Source organism: Crenothrix polyspora (assembly GCF_900163755.1).
Taxonomy (GTDB): Bacteria; Pseudomonadota; Gammaproteobacteria; order Methylococcales; family Methylomonadaceae; genus Crenothrix; species Crenothrix polyspora.
The window spans coordinates 1-17,719 of the sequence record NZ_FUKI01000137.1; the positions used below are offsets into that span (position 1 = coordinate 1).

Annotated in this window: 14 protein-coding genes; 10 read left to right on the forward strand and 4 right to left on the reverse strand. The window is 45.6% G+C overall.

The annotated features are described in order from the left end of the window. Nucleotides 1–505: 505 nt before the first annotated feature. From CRENPOLYSF2_RS13660 to ppk2, 3 genes are all read left to right on the forward strand, one after another. The gene (locus CRENPOLYSF2_RS13660; RefSeq protein ID WP_087144505.1) at nucleotides 506–1,762 is read left to right on the forward strand and encodes an MgtC/SapB family protein; all 1,257 of its coding nucleotides are present in this window, start codon (nucleotides 506–508) and stop codon (nucleotides 1,760–1,762) included. A 56-nt stretch (nucleotides 1,763–1,818) separates the two neighbouring features. Then, entirely contained in the window at nucleotides 1,819–2,013 is a 195-nt protein-coding gene (locus CRENPOLYSF2_RS18615; protein WP_245808000.1) for a hypothetical protein, read from the forward strand. A gap of 200 nt (nucleotides 2,014–2,213) precedes the next feature. Further along, the gene (gene ppk2, locus CRENPOLYSF2_RS13670) at nucleotides 2,214–2,897 is read left to right on the forward strand and encodes a polyphosphate kinase 2 (protein ID WP_087144507.1); all 684 of its coding nucleotides are present in this window, start codon (nucleotides 2,214–2,216) and stop codon (nucleotides 2,895–2,897) included. Nucleotides 2,898–3,230: 333 nt separating this feature from the next. Here the strand turns inward: ppk2 and CRENPOLYSF2_RS13675 are convergent, their stop codons facing one another. The 3 genes from CRENPOLYSF2_RS13675 to CRENPOLYSF2_RS13685 form a co-directional block, all read right to left on the reverse strand. Next, on the reverse strand, nucleotides 3,231–3,677 hold the full coding sequence (locus CRENPOLYSF2_RS13675; RefSeq protein ID WP_087144508.1) for a universal stress protein: 447 nt from the start codon (nucleotides 3,675–3,677) through the stop codon (nucleotides 3,231–3,233). 108 nt (nucleotides 3,678–3,785) lie between these two features. Next, on the reverse strand, nucleotides 3,786–5,429 hold the full coding sequence (locus CRENPOLYSF2_RS13680; RefSeq protein ID WP_087144509.1) for an MFS transporter: 1,644 nt from the start codon (nucleotides 5,427–5,429) through the stop codon (nucleotides 3,786–3,788). A 700-nt stretch (nucleotides 5,430–6,129) separates the two neighbouring features. Next, the gene (locus tag CRENPOLYSF2_RS13685) at nucleotides 6,130–7,686 is read right to left on the reverse strand and encodes a hypothetical protein (protein WP_087144510.1); all 1,557 of its coding nucleotides are present in this window, start codon (nucleotides 7,684–7,686) and stop codon (nucleotides 6,130–6,132) included. Between the two features lie 344 nt (nucleotides 7,687–8,030). On the opposite strand from CRENPOLYSF2_RS13685, the gene CRENPOLYSF2_RS13690 reads away from it, so the two are divergent. Together CRENPOLYSF2_RS13690 and CRENPOLYSF2_RS13695 are read left to right on the forward strand one after the other, a co-directional pair. Beyond that, on the forward strand, nucleotides 8,031–10,631 hold the full coding sequence (locus CRENPOLYSF2_RS13690; RefSeq protein WP_087144511.1) for a PA14 domain-containing protein: 2,601 nt from the start codon (nucleotides 8,031–8,033) through the stop codon (nucleotides 10,629–10,631). Continuing rightward, nucleotides 10,628–12,859 carry a hypothetical protein gene (locus CRENPOLYSF2_RS13695; protein ID WP_087144512.1) on the forward strand — a complete coding sequence of 744 codons (2,232 nt, stop codon included), beginning with the start codon at nucleotides 10,628–10,630 and terminating at the stop codon, nucleotides 12,857–12,859. Before CRENPOLYSF2_RS13690 ends, CRENPOLYSF2_RS13695 begins: the two co-directional genes overlap by 4 nt. A 195-nt stretch (nucleotides 12,860–13,054) precedes the next feature. Here the strand turns inward: CRENPOLYSF2_RS13695 and CRENPOLYSF2_RS13700 are convergent, their stop codons facing one another. Beyond that, nucleotides 13,055–14,062 carry an efflux RND transporter periplasmic adaptor subunit gene (locus CRENPOLYSF2_RS13700; RefSeq protein ID WP_245808001.1) on the reverse strand — a complete coding sequence of 336 codons (1,008 nt, stop codon included), beginning with the start codon at nucleotides 14,060–14,062 and terminating at the stop codon, nucleotides 13,055–13,057. A 133-nt stretch (nucleotides 14,063–14,195) separates the two neighbouring features. On the opposite strand from CRENPOLYSF2_RS13700, the gene gcvH reads away from it, so the two are divergent. Genes gcvH through ypfJ form a run of 5 tightly spaced genes read left to right on the forward strand, consistent with a single transcriptional unit; the run spans nucleotide 14,196 to nucleotide 17,614 of the window. Then, on the forward strand, nucleotides 14,196–14,579 hold the full coding sequence (gcvH, locus tag CRENPOLYSF2_RS13705) for a glycine cleavage system protein GcvH (RefSeq protein WP_087144513.1): 384 nt from the start codon (nucleotides 14,196–14,198) through the stop codon (nucleotides 14,577–14,579). Between the two features lie 16 nt (nucleotides 14,580–14,595). Beyond that, nucleotides 14,596–14,958: a diacylglycerol kinase gene (locus tag CRENPOLYSF2_RS13710; RefSeq protein ID WP_087144514.1), complete on the forward strand. Its 363-nt coding sequence runs from the start codon at nucleotides 14,596–14,598 to the stop codon at nucleotides 14,956–14,958. A gap of 43 nt (nucleotides 14,959–15,001) precedes the next feature. Further along, the gene (locus tag CRENPOLYSF2_RS13715) at nucleotides 15,002–15,934 is read left to right on the forward strand and encodes a carbohydrate kinase family protein (protein WP_087144515.1); all 933 of its coding nucleotides are present in this window, start codon (nucleotides 15,002–15,004) and stop codon (nucleotides 15,932–15,934) included. 7 nt (nucleotides 15,935–15,941) lie between these two features. Beyond that, nucleotides 15,942–16,739 (forward strand): nucleoside triphosphate pyrophosphohydrolase, encoded by a 798-nt coding sequence (gene mazG / locus CRENPOLYSF2_RS13720; RefSeq protein ID WP_087144516.1) that lies wholly within the window; start codon nucleotides 15,942–15,944, stop codon nucleotides 16,737–16,739. Between the two features lie 17 nt (nucleotides 16,740–16,756). Further along, nucleotides 16,757–17,614: a KPN_02809 family neutral zinc metallopeptidase gene (ypfJ, locus tag CRENPOLYSF2_RS13725; protein ID WP_087144517.1), complete on the forward strand. Its 858-nt coding sequence runs from the start codon at nucleotides 16,757–16,759 to the stop codon at nucleotides 17,612–17,614. Nucleotides 17,615–17,719: the final 105 nt, after the last annotated feature.

The following is a 17,719-nucleotide window of genomic DNA, read 5'->3' on the forward strand; positions in this document are numbered from 1 at the left end:
CTAAAGGTAACGCCATGATATTAGCTAGCTTTGGCTTGGTTTAAAAAGTGTACGGTACTGAAATAAACCATAGTTTTTTCGTAAACACTCCAAGCTATAAAACCTAATAACTAAAACCTAAGCGTCAAATTTAAAAGCTTGAGTAAATTCGATACCCCTAGCATAAGCCTCGGTGCATTACCATTAGCTCATGCAAACTTTGACACAAAACTGACGCTATCTATTGATATAGATCAAAAATGTAAAATAAATACAAGCAAAATAGCGCAAATAATTTACAAAAAACCTGCCACACAGGAGAAAGTAATAAAAACCAGCATCGACACTTGTCATCACACAATTCTCCTCATAGATTTAGAACAGTTAATTAATTGATCCAAACTGAGAGCAGTGTGAACATACAAGTGTGAGTGGTGAAAAAATCCGAAATCGTGGCCACCTACAGTGTATACTGGAACATAAAGTACGGGAAAAACCATTGTAAGCAAGCACTTAACCAATAACAATGAACGAACTGCAAAACTTTAAGCTATTAGGCATCACCTTGGCCATTGGTCTGTTGATCGGTCTGGAACGCGGCTGGCATACCCGCGACAAAGGCGAAGGCATGCGCATTGCAGGGCTACGTACCCACGGCCTGATTGCCTTGCTCGGCGGCTTGTGGGGCATATTGGCGCAACAAACCGGCGTGGTGTTGATGGGCTTTGCATTTTTATCACTCACCTGTGTGTTGCTCATGGCCTATGGCAAAAGCCTCAGCAAATTTGAAAATTACAGTATCACCAGCGTCATCGCCACCCTCATCACTTTTACCTTGGGTACGCTTACTGTCTACGGCCATGCAACACTCGCCTCGTCCAGCGCCGTGGTGATTACCCTGTTGCTGGGCTTTAAACCCTTACTGCACGGCTGGATGAACAAACTGGAACAACACGAACTGGAAGCAACGTTAAAACTGTTGCTAATTTCCGTGGTGCTGTTGCCTATCCTGCCGGATCGTGGCTTTGGCCCTTGGCAAACGATTAACCCGTACCACGTTTGGTGGATGGTGGTGTTGATTGCCGGTATCTCTTATTTGGGTTATTTTGCCAACAAAATAGTCGGAAACCAGCACGGCCCCGTATTAACCGGCCTAATGGGCGGCTTGGTATCATCAACTGCTGTCACCCTAAATTTAGCTCGATTATCAAAAACCTATCCCAACATGCACAATGCCTTATCGGCAGGCATACTAACCGCATGTGCCACCATGTTTGTGCGTACGCTGGTACTGGCTTTCATTATTAATCCGATTTTGTTGATGGCACTGCTGCCTGCTTTGTCGGTAATGAGTGCGATCACTTACTTAATGGCATTTTTGTTTTGGCAAACCATGAAAGGCGGCCAAGGCAATGAGGTGGTCACGCTGGAAAACCCTTTCCAATTGGCAATGGCAATAAAATTCGGTGCATTTTTGATGGCTATCTTGTTACTATCCAAAGGTCTGAAAATTTACTTTGGTGACATGGGCACTTACTTTATCGCAGCCGCATCCGGTTTAGCCGATGTGGATCCGATTACGCTGTCCATATCACAACTTAGCAAAGAAGACTTAGCGCTCAATGTTGCAAGTCAGGCCATATTAATAGCGGTATCGGTTAATTCAGGTTTAAAAAGTATGATGGCATGGGTGATAGGCGACAAAGCCTTGGGACTAAGAGTGGGCGGCACTTTACTGTGTGCGATTATGGCAGGTTTACTGGTTATCGTGTCCGTAAACTGAAAGCCAGCATTATGCTGATTAGCCATCAGTATTTATATACTTGGAAAGGAGAGAATATGTCAAAACAACACAAAACACCGGTATCTGACAAGATTCACTACAAAGACACTTTAAAACTATTGCAAATAGAACTGGTCAAGCTGCAAAACCATATCATCAAAAACAATGACAAGATTCTCATCCTGTTTGAAGGCCGCGATGCCGGCGGTAAAGATGGCACTATCAAACGCACCGACATTCCGCACCCCTAAATAAAAATTCAGCATTTAAGCAACATATTGATATTTAATGAATTTTAGTATTTTAGACTTTCGAGTTAAAACAAGAAAAATTCATCTCTCGTTTGTTTTTTGTTAAATATAAGCTGATATAAATGACTTTGAAAATACGCCAAAAATTCAACAAGTTTATAACATACTGAAATTATTAAATTAAATTTAATCATAAAATTATGAATAGGGGTGCGGAATGTCGGCTGTTTGAAGGCCGCGATGCCGGCGGTAAAGATGGCACTATCAAACGCATTACCCAATACCTGAGTCCACGGGAAATACGGGTGGTCGCACTGGGCAAACCGTCTGACCGAGATTTAAGCTCTTGGTATTTTCAACGCTACACCCGGCATTTGCCCTGTGCGCAAGAGATGGTACTGTTCAATCGCAGCTGGTATAACCGTGCTGGCGTTGAGCCAGTCATGGGGTTTTGCACGACCGAGCAATACCATGAGTTTCTGGAAACCGTACCAGAATATGAACAAATGCTAGTGCGCTCTGGTATCAAGGTGTTGAAGTATTATTTAGACATCAGCAAACAGGAGCAGAAAGTCCGCTTGAAAGACCGTTTTCAAGATCCACTCAAGCAATGGAAGATCAGCCCGATTGATAAACAAGCCCAAAAATATTGGGAGCAATACAGTCAGGCACGTAATATTATGTTGGCAAGAACCCACACTATGCTCACACCGTGGACTGTTGTGCGGGCCGACAATAAGCAAGCTGCCCGACTCAATGTTATTAAAGATATGCTGTTCCGACTGGATTACAAGGGCAAAAAAGAAGCCTTGGTGTTACCGGATAGCGATATTGTGTTCAATTATGCGGAAAATTATTTGCTGAACGGAATGATTGCACCGTGAGTGTCTATGCAACGTGCATAAAATAAGTTGAACAACTTAAACGCCACTCCCGTTCATGCTGAGCCTGTCGAAGCATGAACTTGCTTACGTTATTTCAGGCTACTAACTTTAAACGGGACAATTGCAACTGTAGGGTGGGCAATGCTTTTCTGCCCACATAGGATTTTACCGCGCTTGGCTGGTGGGCAAAACAGCCTGCCCACCCTACGTGTCATCCTGTGTCCCGCTCTAAGTTGATAGCCTTATTTCATACACGTTTTTATAGCAACACACCCCGAAATTTTGTGAATACTTCGTGGTGTAAGTTACTGTTAATATACGGGGTTAGTGAGTTTAATCTTCATCCTGCAAACGCACCGCCAGCACATCACAATTGGCATGGTGCAAAACACCGTTAGATGTCGAACCCAGAAGCAAAGCCAGGCCATGACGGCCATGCGACCCTACGATAATCAAATCAGCATTGATTGTATTAGCAATCCTAACAATTTCTGTTTTAGGAGAGCCTATTTCAAGATAGCTATTTTGTTCCATAACATTTAACTCTTTGGCCAAATTAGCCAGTTTTGTTTTAGCGTTGTCCATTAGCACCGTCATTAATTCTAGGTTATCGGGCGGAAAACCCGCATAAACTAAATCAGCAAATGGCAAATTATCAACCACATGAATAAGACTTAATTGGCTTTGATAGGTAGTGGCAATATGCTTAGCTCTCTCTATAACCAGCTGACTTTGCTCGAAAAAATCTATAGCCAATAAAACGTGTTGATAATTTTCCATGATGGCGTTACCTCTAAACAAGTGTGTGAACAAACGGTATACTGCCTGTTGATTGCAGTGTGGTGTGGTATTTTTATTAAATGCCCTTTTTTGTATCGACTATAGCCATTACTCGTCAGCGCTTTTAGCAAGTAAAGTACATTTAGCAATATAAATCACCAGCATGGGTATGGCAAACCCCAAAACCATCTCGGTAAAAAATAACCCACCCAACTGGCTGTAATCAGCGGGAATGGCCACCGTACCCGTGACGGTATTTTTAACTTCCCGCGTCACCACAAACCACTGGTTAAGTAGCTTAGTCAATAGTTGGGACAGCGACAGCGCTAGATTAATCAATGCAGCCATAACGGCGAAATAAGTGGCCTTAAGCTGTGGTGGTGCAGAATTGGCAATCCACGCCAGCATGGGTATCATAGCAATCTGACCTAACGGTGATTCCAGCGCCGTATCCACCAAGGCAATAAAGCGGGCATCGATAAAGCTGGCGATGTGGGTTTGCGTCCATTCATGAAAACCGTAATACAAGGTTATTTCCGGAAGACTAAGTACGGTCATTACAATGGTTAAGGTAACGATGATATCAGTAATCGAGCGTTCGGCCATAAAACGGCGAAACAGGAACATACCGAATAAGGTCAACAGACTGGAGATTAAGGTTAGCTTAGACAAAAATTGCTGATCAAAGCCCAATTCGTCGATCATCCACCAGGTAGAACCCGCACCGGCTGTGGGTACAGCACGAAAAGCAAAAATGACCAGCGCCGTACCAAACAATTGCCTTTTGGCAGCGGGTGTAAGTTCAGTGGTCAAGCGGCCTAATAAAAACACCACGATAAGCAAAGACCCCATAAAAATTAGTTCTTCGTTAAAAGCTATATTACTCAGACCCATAACGGCAGCGAATAAGACAAAACCCAGGCCGCCGCCCAAAATCCAGCGATTCATTTTAGGCACTTCGCTCACTGAACGGTTAAGTTCGCGTTTAATATCTTCAAACTCGTAGCCTTTTGCAAGCAAACGCCATTCCTCGTTGGAGCGTAGGTGCGCTGCCAACAACACCCCCAATACTGAGATAACAGGAATCAATAACGCCCAACGGTATATTTGGATATAAGTTGCGGTTTGGGCGGCGGCATTCATGTTGGCAACCCCTCTAAACCAGTAAACATTGGCCAGCGCGACAATCAATGTGCCGCCGATAATCGCCACCCGCCCCAGTGTTTGCATGGTTGTATGCGCCAGACGGATTTGTTCATCAGGAATAGACTGGCCTTGCTCATCCACACGCGGTACGGCTTCCACAGTCATGGCATCGGCCACCGTATCTTGTATGACATAACCCATAGGTGCTAGCAAGCTGGCGATAACGAACCAGGTTTCTACCGACAACGAGTTAGACATGGCTTTCGGGTCGGCCAATATATTTAGCATGATTAACAGGCTGGCCGCAACCAAGGACGCACCAAGGTAAATCAACTTGGCCTTGTGCTGCCAGAGTAAATCAACCAGATGGCCAATGGGCATCTTCATGGTCCAGGGTAGCATTGCCCAAAAACCTAAGCTAGCCAGAAATTCTGCCGACAGCCCTAAGTAATCTTTAACGAAAAACGCACCGACAATACCGGTTAAGCCAGAAACCCCAGCAGCCAGATACACCATCATGGGCGGTACGTAACTTAGGCGCATCTGCCGTGCCAAATCGTAAACGTTTCGATCCAGCCATTGTTGTAGGAATAAATTAATGTTCATGTCCTTTCCGCCAATCGAGTAAGGGCTGTAATAATTGCTGTTGCGATTTTTTATCTGCGCCCGAAGTCAGCTGACCCGTGCCGTTCAGTTGTAGTCAGAGCATAGTATGTGCCAAAACGCATAATACACAAGCCTGATACCAGGGGGTGGCGTATTTGCTTATGGTATGCCCATTTATCTGACGAGTATTTGATCCATATCAAATTCAGATTATACGTATGCAAAAATTAATTCAGTCTTTAAAAGAAATAGCTTTCCTAAGCGACTAAGCCTAGCTGTAGTCAATTAACAAAAATAACAGGACGCGGCGTGTGACGATACCGGATATTTTACATTGCACAGCAACCGATTGCAGTTACCGTATAATTCAACGTTTTTGGTTTAGGAACGTGCATGAAATAACTTGAACAACTTAAACGCCACCACCGTTCGTGCTGAGCCTGTCGAAGCATGAACTTGCTCAAGTTATTTCATGCACGTTCCTTAGCTTCATTTTTTCAAATACAATTACAAAGCTACATTCAGTAATGCCTTATTATTGAGTGACGACATACAGCGTTTTCAACTTAGGACAGTTACAGCCACCGTTTGTGCTAAGCTTGTCGAAGCATGAATGGCACACGTCGACAAGCTCAGCACGAACGGTTACGCTGTAACTATTGAACTGTGAAAACGCTGTAACTTATTATTTTATTGTTGTTTATAAGGCATTCAAAAATGCAACTAAATCGCTGACTTCCTGCCTAGTGATTACATTCGGGTCAGTGCTGTGTGTAGGTGAATTAATAACCTGCATACCAAATATATTTATGTAATGTTGTACTACGTTATCCAGCGTTTTTGCTGCACCGTTATGGAAATACGGTGGTCTGCTTGCCAATCCACGTAAGGCAGGTACTCGGAATTTATTGATGTCGCTGTAAGTTTTAGTAATCAAGGCGCGGCCTGGATCGGTTGTGGTGATTTTGCAGCGAACAGATGCCGTTGTACACGCAGCTCCACTAACCGTATCGACTGAGCTGGCAGGAATAGCTTTACCCGCAATGACATTAAACTCAAAGGTATATTTAGGTAACTCTGCCACTAAGCCAGGGTTAATTTTGCTAATAAAGCTTGGTTCACTGATTCTGACGTTAAAAAAAGTTTCGCTGTCCGGCGCGTTAGCGGTTTGTACCAGATACGTACCCACGTTTTCGTGAGTGTGGCACGTTGTGCAACGACGCGGTAACGCTGGCGTAGTTGCTCGCATACCGAGATTACCATTGTTAAACACTTGTTCGCCACGGGCAATAGCCTGCCGTGTTGCATTAACATTGCCATTATTAGGCAACTGTGACCACCCCTCGTAAAGCGTAAAACCGACGGGAGCCACTGGTGATGGGGTAGATGTTGCAATGACAGGATTGGCTAAATTTGTTGGGCCGCCCAAACCCAGATTTTGATCCAGATTGCCAGCCCCTTGATCTTTAAGCTGGGCTGTATACAACGATGTCTCAAAATTAACAATGCTAGATTTTTGTGCCGCAGTGATTACAGGGCCTTCGGCATGACCTTGGGTAGCATCATTGGCCTGGTTACCAAGTGATGTAAATTGAATAAAACCTGCCGTATTGCTGATTACGGATTCACGACCATCCCACATTACCCCTTTAATAAAGCTTAGGTTAGTCGTTGGCATGGGTCTACGAAATAATGATAAGCCATTGGCTAGGCTGGCATAGCTGTAAGGGTCGCTGATATTATTATTTGTTAGGGAGAAATTGGCCGTACTGGGCATTTTAATGCCGACTCGGATATTAGCGTATTTCAACAGCATCTTATAGGCCTCACAACGGGCGTTTTGCGTAGACACATCCGCTAAAGGTGATACTGAGCCATCGTTGGGGCGAAATAATGGATCTGTTCCCTGTGTGCGTTGAAATTGCGCTTGTGCCAAAGCAGGTGTAATCGTCCAGGATGCCTGTGGTGTATGGCAATTGCCGCAGGTACGTTCATTGGTGCCCAGTGCATTAAAGAAATCGTTGTTTTCACTGACATCCAAAGCACCCGCAGGACTGTAGGTGGCCAGGATGCCTGCTGCATTTTTATAGTGTTTCAAGTTGGGTAAATTCGGTTGGTTTGGATCACCGCTAATTGGCGATACGGGGCCACTTTCATTAGGCAGGCCGCAAACAGCGGCTAAAGATGAAGAAGAATGCTGTAGCAGAAAAAATGAAATAAAAATGCCTAGCAGCTTAGTTTGACCCAAAGGTTTCATAAGTAATCCCTGATTAGTTGTTATAGATTATGTTGACAGTGCGAGTTGAGCACAAGGTGAGGAAAGCTAATACCTTGAATATGTCATCTAAAATGATGGCTTGGAAGCATATTACGTGTTGCCTATCCTGCCCACGGCGCTGCGACAAAAGTCTAGTTTATATTTGCTGAATTTCAAATTAATTTACAAAATAATTATTTTTTGACAATATTGTACTGAGCCAATTAAATATTTTCATGATTTTGGCTATAATGGTTTACTGCAGTTGCCAACACTGTTTATGACGGACATAAAATTAATCAGATAAGTTTTGGCGATATTTCCTAATTTTCTGGCTCATACTTATGTCCCAATTTCACTCTTTACGCTTGCCACCGGCATTACAATTCCTTAAAGAAAGCATTAACCCATTACGATTACTACTGCTTGTAAGTGTCCCCTTTGTTAATCCGGCGTTAGCCTGCACAACACCCACTAACAGTTTTTGTGTCGATTATTTCAAAGGCAAAACCTTGGCAGCTCCTGTGCTGTTTAGTACGACGACCAGCAGCATTAAATACAACTGGCAAAGCGGCAGCCCAGACCCGACCGTACCAGTCGACAATTTTTCAGGACGATGGCAAGGCAACTACAGTTTTACCGATGGCCAGTACATTTTTAGGGTATTGGCAGATGACGGGGTTAAGCTGAAAGTAGATGGTAAAGTTGTGATTGACGGTTGGAAAGACCAAGCCCCTACCGAATATAAGGCGACTGTGCCATTAACCGCAGGTAAGCATTTGGTAGAAGTGGAATACTACGAAGGCTATAGCGGCGCAAAATTAGAGGCCGACTGGGAACCTGTACGCAGCTGCGATGTCCCTTTGGGTAAATTTTGTGTGGCCTATTTTGATAACCCTAATCTGACCGGCAATCCACGTTTACTGACATCAGAAACCACGATTGATCATCCTTGGGGCAATGGCAGTCCCGATGCAACTGTACCCATCAATGGTTTTTCTGGGCGTTGGCAAGGTGAGTTTGATTTTACACCCGGTACTTATGCCTTCAGTGCTACAGCGGATGATGGTGTACGGCTATTCATTGATGATAAGCCTGTTATTGATGCCTGGGTTTTGCAGGGTGCAACCCGTTATGAAAGCCTACGCTGGCTCACCGGTCGGCATCGTATTACGGTTGAATATTTCGACTCTTATGGTGGGGCAGTATTAAAAGCGGGCTGGCAATGGGTTTCCAATAGCAACACGTATACGCCTATTGGTAGCAATGCCACATCGTCGATCGGTTCCAATCTGGGCGCATGGCGTGATTGGGGTACCGAACAGCCGTTTATCGACTTGTTCAAAACCTCACGTAACTGGATTACCCAAGCACCAGGGGTATGGGATACCGGCGAACAAACCAGGCTTGACCTGGATGCCAACGGCTGGGTACGCTCACTGCCTGCGGCGACCGACACCAGCGTGCAATACCGTACGGTAACTACCTTGTTGCTCAATAGCGATGCACTTAATGGCCTGCGTCCTGGCGGCGAGTATGTGGTGTTATACGACGGCGAAGGGCTTATTAATTACAGCCTGGGGGCGCGTAAAAACGACAAGCTTTCCAAACCAGGCCGCGATGTTATCAATGTTGACAAAAACAATGGCGGTGGCATTCAACTGACGCTGACCCAAACCGACCCTAACCGTACTGGCAATTATCTGCGTAATATCCGCGTGGTTTCCAGCGGGGTGGTGTGTGATGACGATCTGTTGGCTTTCTGCCTGACGGCAACTGATCCAGCCTGTAATCGGTCTGCGTGCCGTACCATGGAAGTCGCTGTTAATAATCGGCTGTTTCATCCATTGTTTCTGCGGTCTTTAGTTAACTACCGCGCCTTCCGCTTTATGGATCCTTTTAGCACCAATGTGGTAGATAGTAATCAGAAGCAATTGGTTAACTGGACTGATCGTGCAACGCCGAGCAAAGCCCGTTGGGCAGATCAGGCGGGTATCCCTGCTGAGATTGCCATTACGCTGTCTAACCAAATGAAGACCGATGCCTGGGTTAACATGCCGCATCGCGCCTCGGATGACTATATCCGTCAGTTTGCCAAGTTGACGCGTCAACAATTAAATCCGACCCGACACGTCTATGTGGAATACGCCAATGAAATCTGGAATACTGCCTTTAGTGCCGGTAGCTGGGTTGAACAACAAGCCTTAAGCCTTTGGCCAGGTGGTAGTGATTCTCCGTACACCAAGCGTACTAATTGGTATGGCAAGCGCACCGCTGAAATGTGCGATATCTGGAAAGCGGAATGGAAAGGTGAGGAAAATCGTGTTACCTGTGTGCTATCCGGCCAATCTGCGAATACCTGGACAGCCAAGGCTGCTCTGGATTGCAGTCTTTGGGCTGCGGGTAAACCCTGTCAGGCGCACGGTATAGAAGCCATCAGTATGGCTCCTTATTTTGGTAATTATCTGGGCAGCCCGACTAACGAAGCGGAAGTTACTGCTTGGACGACGGCCTCTGATGGCGGACTGGGTAAATTGTTTGCAGAACTGAGCAGCGGCGGGCAAATAAGCACGAGTCCAGCTGGCGGGGCGCTTGCACAGGCCAGTTTATGGATGCAGCAGTATGCGGATGTGGCCAGTACCCGTAAGTTAAGATTGCTTGCTTATGAGGGCGGACAACATCTTGTTGGCGTAGGTAATGTTATTAACAACGCTGCGCTAACGAATCTGTTCATAGCCGCCAACCGCGATCCGCGTATGGGTGATATGTACAGTCAGTATCTGAAAAACTGGCGCACGATTACCGGTGGCGACTTGTTTATCAATTTCTCCAGTATGGGGCAGTACGGTCGTTACGGGAGCTGGGGTGTATTGGAAAACATGACGCAAACCAGCACCCCCAAGTACGATGCGTTAATCAAACATATCAAGGCTAATCCACAATGACCCGCTTCTACCTCCACGCTTTATCAGTCCGTTGCAGCAAACAGATCATTTTATCAACCGTATTGGGTTTAACGATGGGGCAATCCGCTCTGGCGGCCTGGAATCCTGATGCCGGTTTGATTCCCTCATTAACTAAAGGCGCTACCTTATCGGCTACTTCACCGGGTTCTAATTTGGGTTGGGTGCTGGATGGCAATACCGATACCAGTTGGCAATCCGGTGCGTGCCTGCCGACAGGCTATATTGCCAGGCCGGAACTCAATCAGGTGTTAGGCGCTTGCGCTGCTGGACGCTGTGCCAGTTCCGGCTCTACTAACATGAAAGATGCGACCGATAACGATCCGTATACCGGTGCTTATATCCCGGTCAGTAATGGCACGGCCTGGATTAATGTGCCTTTGCCACAAACGCGCCCCTTGTATCAGCTCGGTGTGCGGGGCTTTGGCAACCAGCCTATTGTGTTTGAAGCGGTAACCGCCAGTGGTAACAAAATTGTCAGTACATTAACAAGCGCTGATAATTATCAATACCGGCGTTTTTCTGCACCGGCTGATCCTATTACGGCACTGCGCGTATCGTCTAAAGACAAGTTTACGCTCACTGAAATTTCCACACTGGCTGAACCGTGTTTTGAGGCGGTGACAGTGGATCTGGGTAGTGCGCAGCCGGTGGGCTGGATACAAATGAAGCATTGGTCACCTGATGCCACCGCCACCACATTATCGATCAGCGGTGATGGTCAACAGTGGACGCAGGTCGCTTCATTGATCCCCACATCACTGTCTTATCAAAGCACTCGCTTTCAGGAACAAGCTGTTCGTTATATTAAGGTACGCCATAATGTTACCGAGCGTGATTGGGCTAAAATTTATGTGTGGGATATTGCCGCTTATGATGCCAATGGGCCTTATGGGGCTGCACCGAAACCTAAGGCTAATTCGCATTCTATGGCGGAATTGCTGGGTATCAATGGTATTTGGGGGTGGGGTAATAATCCAAACGGTGCTACGTTGTATCGGCAGGTGGCCAGCCACGCGCGTAATTACCATAATTTAGGCTGGGATGTGAAGGATCCTGACCATATCCCCGATTACACAGCAATGGCCAAAGGCAAAGGTACGGAAGGCCAATGGTGGCTTAACTGGGATCTGGAGTACGGCGCTTGGGTTAAAGCGGGATTGCAAGTGGAAGCCAGTATTCAATTTACCAACCGTGATTTCCCCGTGTCGGTTTGGGATAACCCCAATCTTGCCGGCTATAACTATGGTTTCGCTTTTGTCCAGCATTTTGGGTCAACTTACGGCAATGGCCAAGTACGCGCCTTAGAGGTCGGTAATGAACCCTGGGATTATCCGGCCAGTTTTTATCGTACTGTGCTAGGGGGCATGGCCGCCGGTGTCAAAGCCGGTGATCCGGCCATGAAAGTAATGCCGGGGGCAATGCAGGCTATCAAACCGGAGGCCGCTAATGCCAGTGGCGGTAATTACATTGGCGCTCGTTTAACGCCTGTAGAAGCGGTTAATATTGATGCCCTCAACACCCATGCGTACAGCTACAGTTATGCCCCCGATGGCAAACGTATTGCTGTAATGCCGGAAAATCCTGCATCCACTATGAACGAAGTGCGTAATTTTCTACGCTTTAGAGATGTTAATCTACCCGCTATGCCGGTATATTTTACCGAATGGGGCTGGGACAGCGCGGGTGCTGGGGAAAGCTGTAATGCCAGTGAATGTGTAAGTGAACGGGCGCAGGCTTTATACGGGGTGCGTGGTGCTCTGATACTTTCGCGTCTGGGGCTGGATCGTTTAACCTGGTTTTTTTACGCCAACGATAAAAAATGCGATACGCTGTATTGCCGCAGTGGCGTTACCAGCTCTTTCAATACCGGCTTTAAACCTAAACAATCATTTCGCGCTTTTCAGTCGTTACTTAACACCTTGGGAACACGCTATTTTCTCAGTGTATTGCGTGAAGACAGTACCGCTTATGTTTACGTGTTGGGCGATAAAAATGGCAAGGCGACTCATCTGGTAGCGTGGCGACCTGTTGATGGTGATGACACCACGTTTAGCAATCTAACGTTGCCAGTGAATGCCATACCCGCCAGTGCATTATCATTATCTGGAACAACAGCAACGGGCGAATCAGTTACTTTGCCAACGGTGTTCAATGGACAGTGGACGATAAAACTGTCTTCGGTGCCTTTGGTCGTCACTTTTAAATAAAGTAACTGACTACCCGCTTTCACGATAACATGACTAAATTTTGTGAAATGTCCCTCAGTGACACAATTTTATTCTAGCTGTTGATTCTTTTGCTATTTGTGATTCCGCGCATCAAGGCGCGGAATGTCTCTGGCAATAAACAAAGCCGGATCAACTTTGGTGTTATTCAAATAAATACTCCTTCATGAAAATAATTTAATCATCCTCATCAGGAATTTGTTTGCGCTGCTCTTCCGACAGCAGCATTTGTGCCCCCATCGTGACGATTTCATCGCCTGTTGCAAAACCTGCCGCCACAAAATACGCTTCCGGTGTTACTGTATAATCGCTGACCAAGCGTCGACTGAACGTGTCTTTACCCATTTTTACATACACAAATAATTGATCTAACAACCAAATTGCCGCTGACTTTGGAATATTAACACCTGCTGTTGCTTGTTTTTTCTCCGCAATCCAGGCGACAACGCGCATCCCTGGCTTTATCATTTTACCCTGACCTTTAAAAAAATAACTCTGCCCAGGTAGCAGGCTGTCTGTTTGAGTTGTTTCTGAAATCAATTGGGCCTTGCTGGCTTTATCACGCTGTCCAGAGGTTTCAACATAAATGGTATTGCTACCGGAAACCAAAGCTTTGTCCACAGGTAAGGTAATGTGCAATAAAACATCTTGCCCTGATAAAAAACCCGCTAACTTGTTGGTATCAGGTGTTAGTGCCCATGCTGTAAGCTTACTTCCCCACGCTAACCGCGCTTCCTCTATAATGGCATTTTGCTGCAAAATATTGGTAGTGACAGCCGATTTTTCGGTTTGCCATTGCAGTTGCTGTTCTTGTAGGTTACGTTTGGCGGTTACGCCGTGTTGGTATAAATCCTGTTGACGCTGGGTATTGTGCTCTGCCTGTTTAAGCCGCGCTAAAGCGTGTTGGTTTTCGGCCAACAGCGATAAATAACGATGGCGCAATGTTAACAGCGGTTGTAGGGTCATCGCCTTACCCGTCACCGAAAACTCCGCAGCAAAACTATTGGCGCTAAGCACTGTAGAGGCTATTCCCGCTGTTACTTGTGTTTTTTCATCCAAAACAATCGTCGAATGGCTACCGCTAGCATCGCCAGCGGCTTGCTCCTCATCGTCGGCAAAAACAAGCGGTGTTAGCGCTAAACCTAAGGCCATCAACAATAAAAACAATCGTGTAAATCCCGTCATAGAAAAAAGCATGTTCCGAATAAGTCGTTTACAGTAGCGTTAAAGTATAATGCTGTCATGCAGCGAATGAACACTAAATAATCCGGCCAGATAAATTTCACAAAAACGTAACCCACAGCTTCGAGAATCCGCTATGATTGATTTACCGAAAAATCTGAAATATGCAACAACCCATGAATGGGCAAAATTAGAAGACGATAATATTGTTCGTGTCGGTATTACCGACTTTGCCCAGCAACAATTAGGTGATTTGGTTTATATTAAACTGCCAGCGGTAGGTGATGAATTAAAGGCGCAACAACATTGTGCCGTCGTAGAATCGGTTAAAACCGCTTCGGATTTGTACAGCCCTGTTTCGGGTAAAATCGTGGCGGTTAATGAATTACTTATAGATGAAGCGTATTGGGTTAATGATGAGCCGTATCAGTCTTGGTTGTTTTGTATTAAGACCGATACACCTGCCGAACTGGATAAATTAATGGATGTCGTAGCCTATCAGGCGATGATAGCTCAATAAGCGAAGGGAGATAAAGATGGCGTATCAACAAGTAAAAGGCATTAAACGCCTGATTAACGCGTGTTATTTTTCCGCCGCTGGTTACAAGGCGGTCTGGCAAAATGAAGAAGCTTTCCGACTGGAAGCGATACTGTTTGTAATCACCACGCCAATAGCGCTTTGGCTGGGGCAATCTAACATTGAAAAACTGCTGCTGATTGGCACTATGGTATTAGTTTTATTGGTTGAGCTGTTAAATTCAGCGATAGAAGCGGTGGTTGATCGCATAGGACTTGAACATCATGAATTATCAGGTCGTGCCAAAGACATAGGTTCGGCAGCGGTAACAACATCGCTAGTGTGGGCAGCAATCACCTGGGCATTGATTTTAATTAAATAAACAATTTTGAATTATTACACTAAATAAAGGAAAGAGAGCGTAAATGAGTGCATTAATCTGCGGTTCTATGGCATATGACACCATCATGGTGTTTCATGACAAATTTAAAAATCATATCTTGCCGGAAAAAGTACATATCCTGAATGTATCCTTTTTAGTGCCTAGTTTACGTCGTGAATACGGCGGTTGTGCCGGTAATATTGCTTACAATATGAAGCTACTGGGTGAGCAACCGCTTATTATGGCAACGGTTGGCCATGATTTTGAACCTTACGCACAATGGTTAGGCCAAAACAGCTTATCCAGCCAATTTATTCGTATATTAGACAACAACTACACCGGCCAAGCCTATATCACTACTGACGAAGATGGCAATCAGATTACCGCGTTCCATCCTGGTGCAATGAGTTGTTCACAACTTAATTCTGTGCCTACTGACCAAAGCATCAGCATTGGTATTGTATCGCCCGATGGTAAAGACGGAATGCAATTACATGCAGCGCAATTTGCCGAATTAGGTATTCCGTTTATTTTTGATCCTGGCCAAGGCATGCCGATGTTTGATGGCGATGAACTGCGCAAGTTTATTGATCAAGCCGCATGGGTTACAGTCAACGATTATGAATCCGAATTGATGCAAGAGCGCACCGGTTTAAGCTTGGAACAAATCGCTGGCAAGGTAGAGGCGCTGATTATTACTTTAGGCGGTAGTGGCTCTAAAATATACACCAAGGGGCAGTGTATTACTATTCCGGCCGCTAAGCCGCAACAATTGCTTGACCCTACCGGTTGCGGCGATGCGTACCGTGCAGGTTTGTTATACGGTTTAATGAACGATTTTGACTGGGAAACTACGGGGCGTATCGCCTCGTTAATGGGCGCAATTAAAATTGAACATAACGGCACACAAAACCATAGCTTTGACATGGATGACTTCCAGCAACGTTATTTCGACAATTTTGGTTCTTCATTTTAATGGCCTTATGCTAAATAATACCCAACAGCTGCTCGACATTATGGCGCGTTTACGACACCCAGATGGCGGTTGCGCCTGGGATTTAAAGCAGAGCTTTAGTAGTTTAGTGCCGTATTTAATTGAAGAAGCTTATGAGGTCGTTGATGCTATCGAACGCAACGACCTTGATGAGTTGCGTAACGAGCTGGGTGATTTACTGTTACAAGTGGTGTTTCACGCACAAATTGCCCAAGAAATGGGCGCATTTGATTTCGAACAAGTGGCGCAAGGTATTGGTGAAAAGCTAGTGCGTCGTCACCCGCATGTATTTGCCGATGCCGTTTTTAACACCGATGCCGAGCGCCACCAGGCCTGGGAACGCATTAAAACCGAAGAACGCCAACAAAAAAATACAACACTTGAAAAAGAAAGCGTATTATCAGGTGTCGCCAAACATTTGCCAGCACTGATAGAATGCAAGAAAATTCAAGATCGCGCTGCCGATCATGGCTTTGATTGGCCAGATGTATTGCCGGTATTCGATAAAGTCTTAGAAGAATTGAATGAAGTACGCGAAGCCTTTGCTTCTGGTAATCAAAAACACATTGAGGAAGAAGTCGGTGATTTGTTACTGGTAACGGTCAATCTGGCGCGCCACCTGAACCTGGACGCAGAGACGACTTTAAAGAAAAGTACCAAAAAATTCGTTAAACGCTTTCAGTACATTGAACAACAGGTAGCAGCCTCAGCGCGAACCGTAAAAGACTGCAATCTGGCCGAACTGAACGAGTATTGGAATCAAGCCAAAGTGGCATTAAAAAGCTAACCGAGAGGAGAAGTAACATGCGTCAAGATAACGGACGGGAGAGTGACAATATCGAAGATCGCCGGGGCATGAGTGCCGGTGGCAAAACGCTGGCCGGTGGCGGCTTAGGTATGGTTGCACTGGCTGTGCTTGCTCTGTTCATGGGGGTTGATCCTTCTATCGTATTAAGTACTCTTGGCAGCAATATACTGGCACCCAAACAGCAATCTCGACAAGCTGCGCCCAGCAGCCCGCAAGAAGAGAAACTGAAGAAGTTCATGTCGGTGGTGTTAGGCTCTACCGAAGATACGTGGGGTGATATATTCCAAAAATCCGGTAGCCGTTATCAGCCACCTAAATTGGTGCTATACAACGGCCAGATTGAATCTGCCTGTGGCTTTGGTGAAGCGGCAATGGGACCTTTTTACTGTCCTGGTGACCAAAAATTATATTTAGATATGCGTTTTTTCAACGAATTATCTCAACGCCATAACGCACCAGGTGATTTCGCCCAAGCCTATGTGGTTGCCCATGAAGTCGGCCATCACGTACAAAACCTATTAGGTATTGCCGAACAAGTGCAACATGCCATGCAACGTGGTAACCAAACCGCCAATAACCAATTGCAAGTCCGTATGGAATTACAAGCTGATTGTTTTGCCGGCGTGTGGGCTAATCATGCTAATCAAATGCGTAGCATCTTGGAGCCAGGTGATATTGAAGAAGCCTTGGCCGCCGCCAGTGGTGTCGGTGATGACCGTTTGCAAAAACAAGCACGCGGTTATGTTGTGCCTGAGTCATTTACCCACGGCTCGTCTGCACAACGTATGCAATGGTTTAGTATCGGCATTAAAACCGGCGATCCTAAAAAATGTGATACCTTTGGTGCAGGATAAAACCAATCATAAATTGATTGTCCACGACAAACATAAAAGCCACGGAAAACACTGTGCAGTAGCTTTTTCGTGTTTTTCGTGGACAAGAAACAGCCCAATCAATAG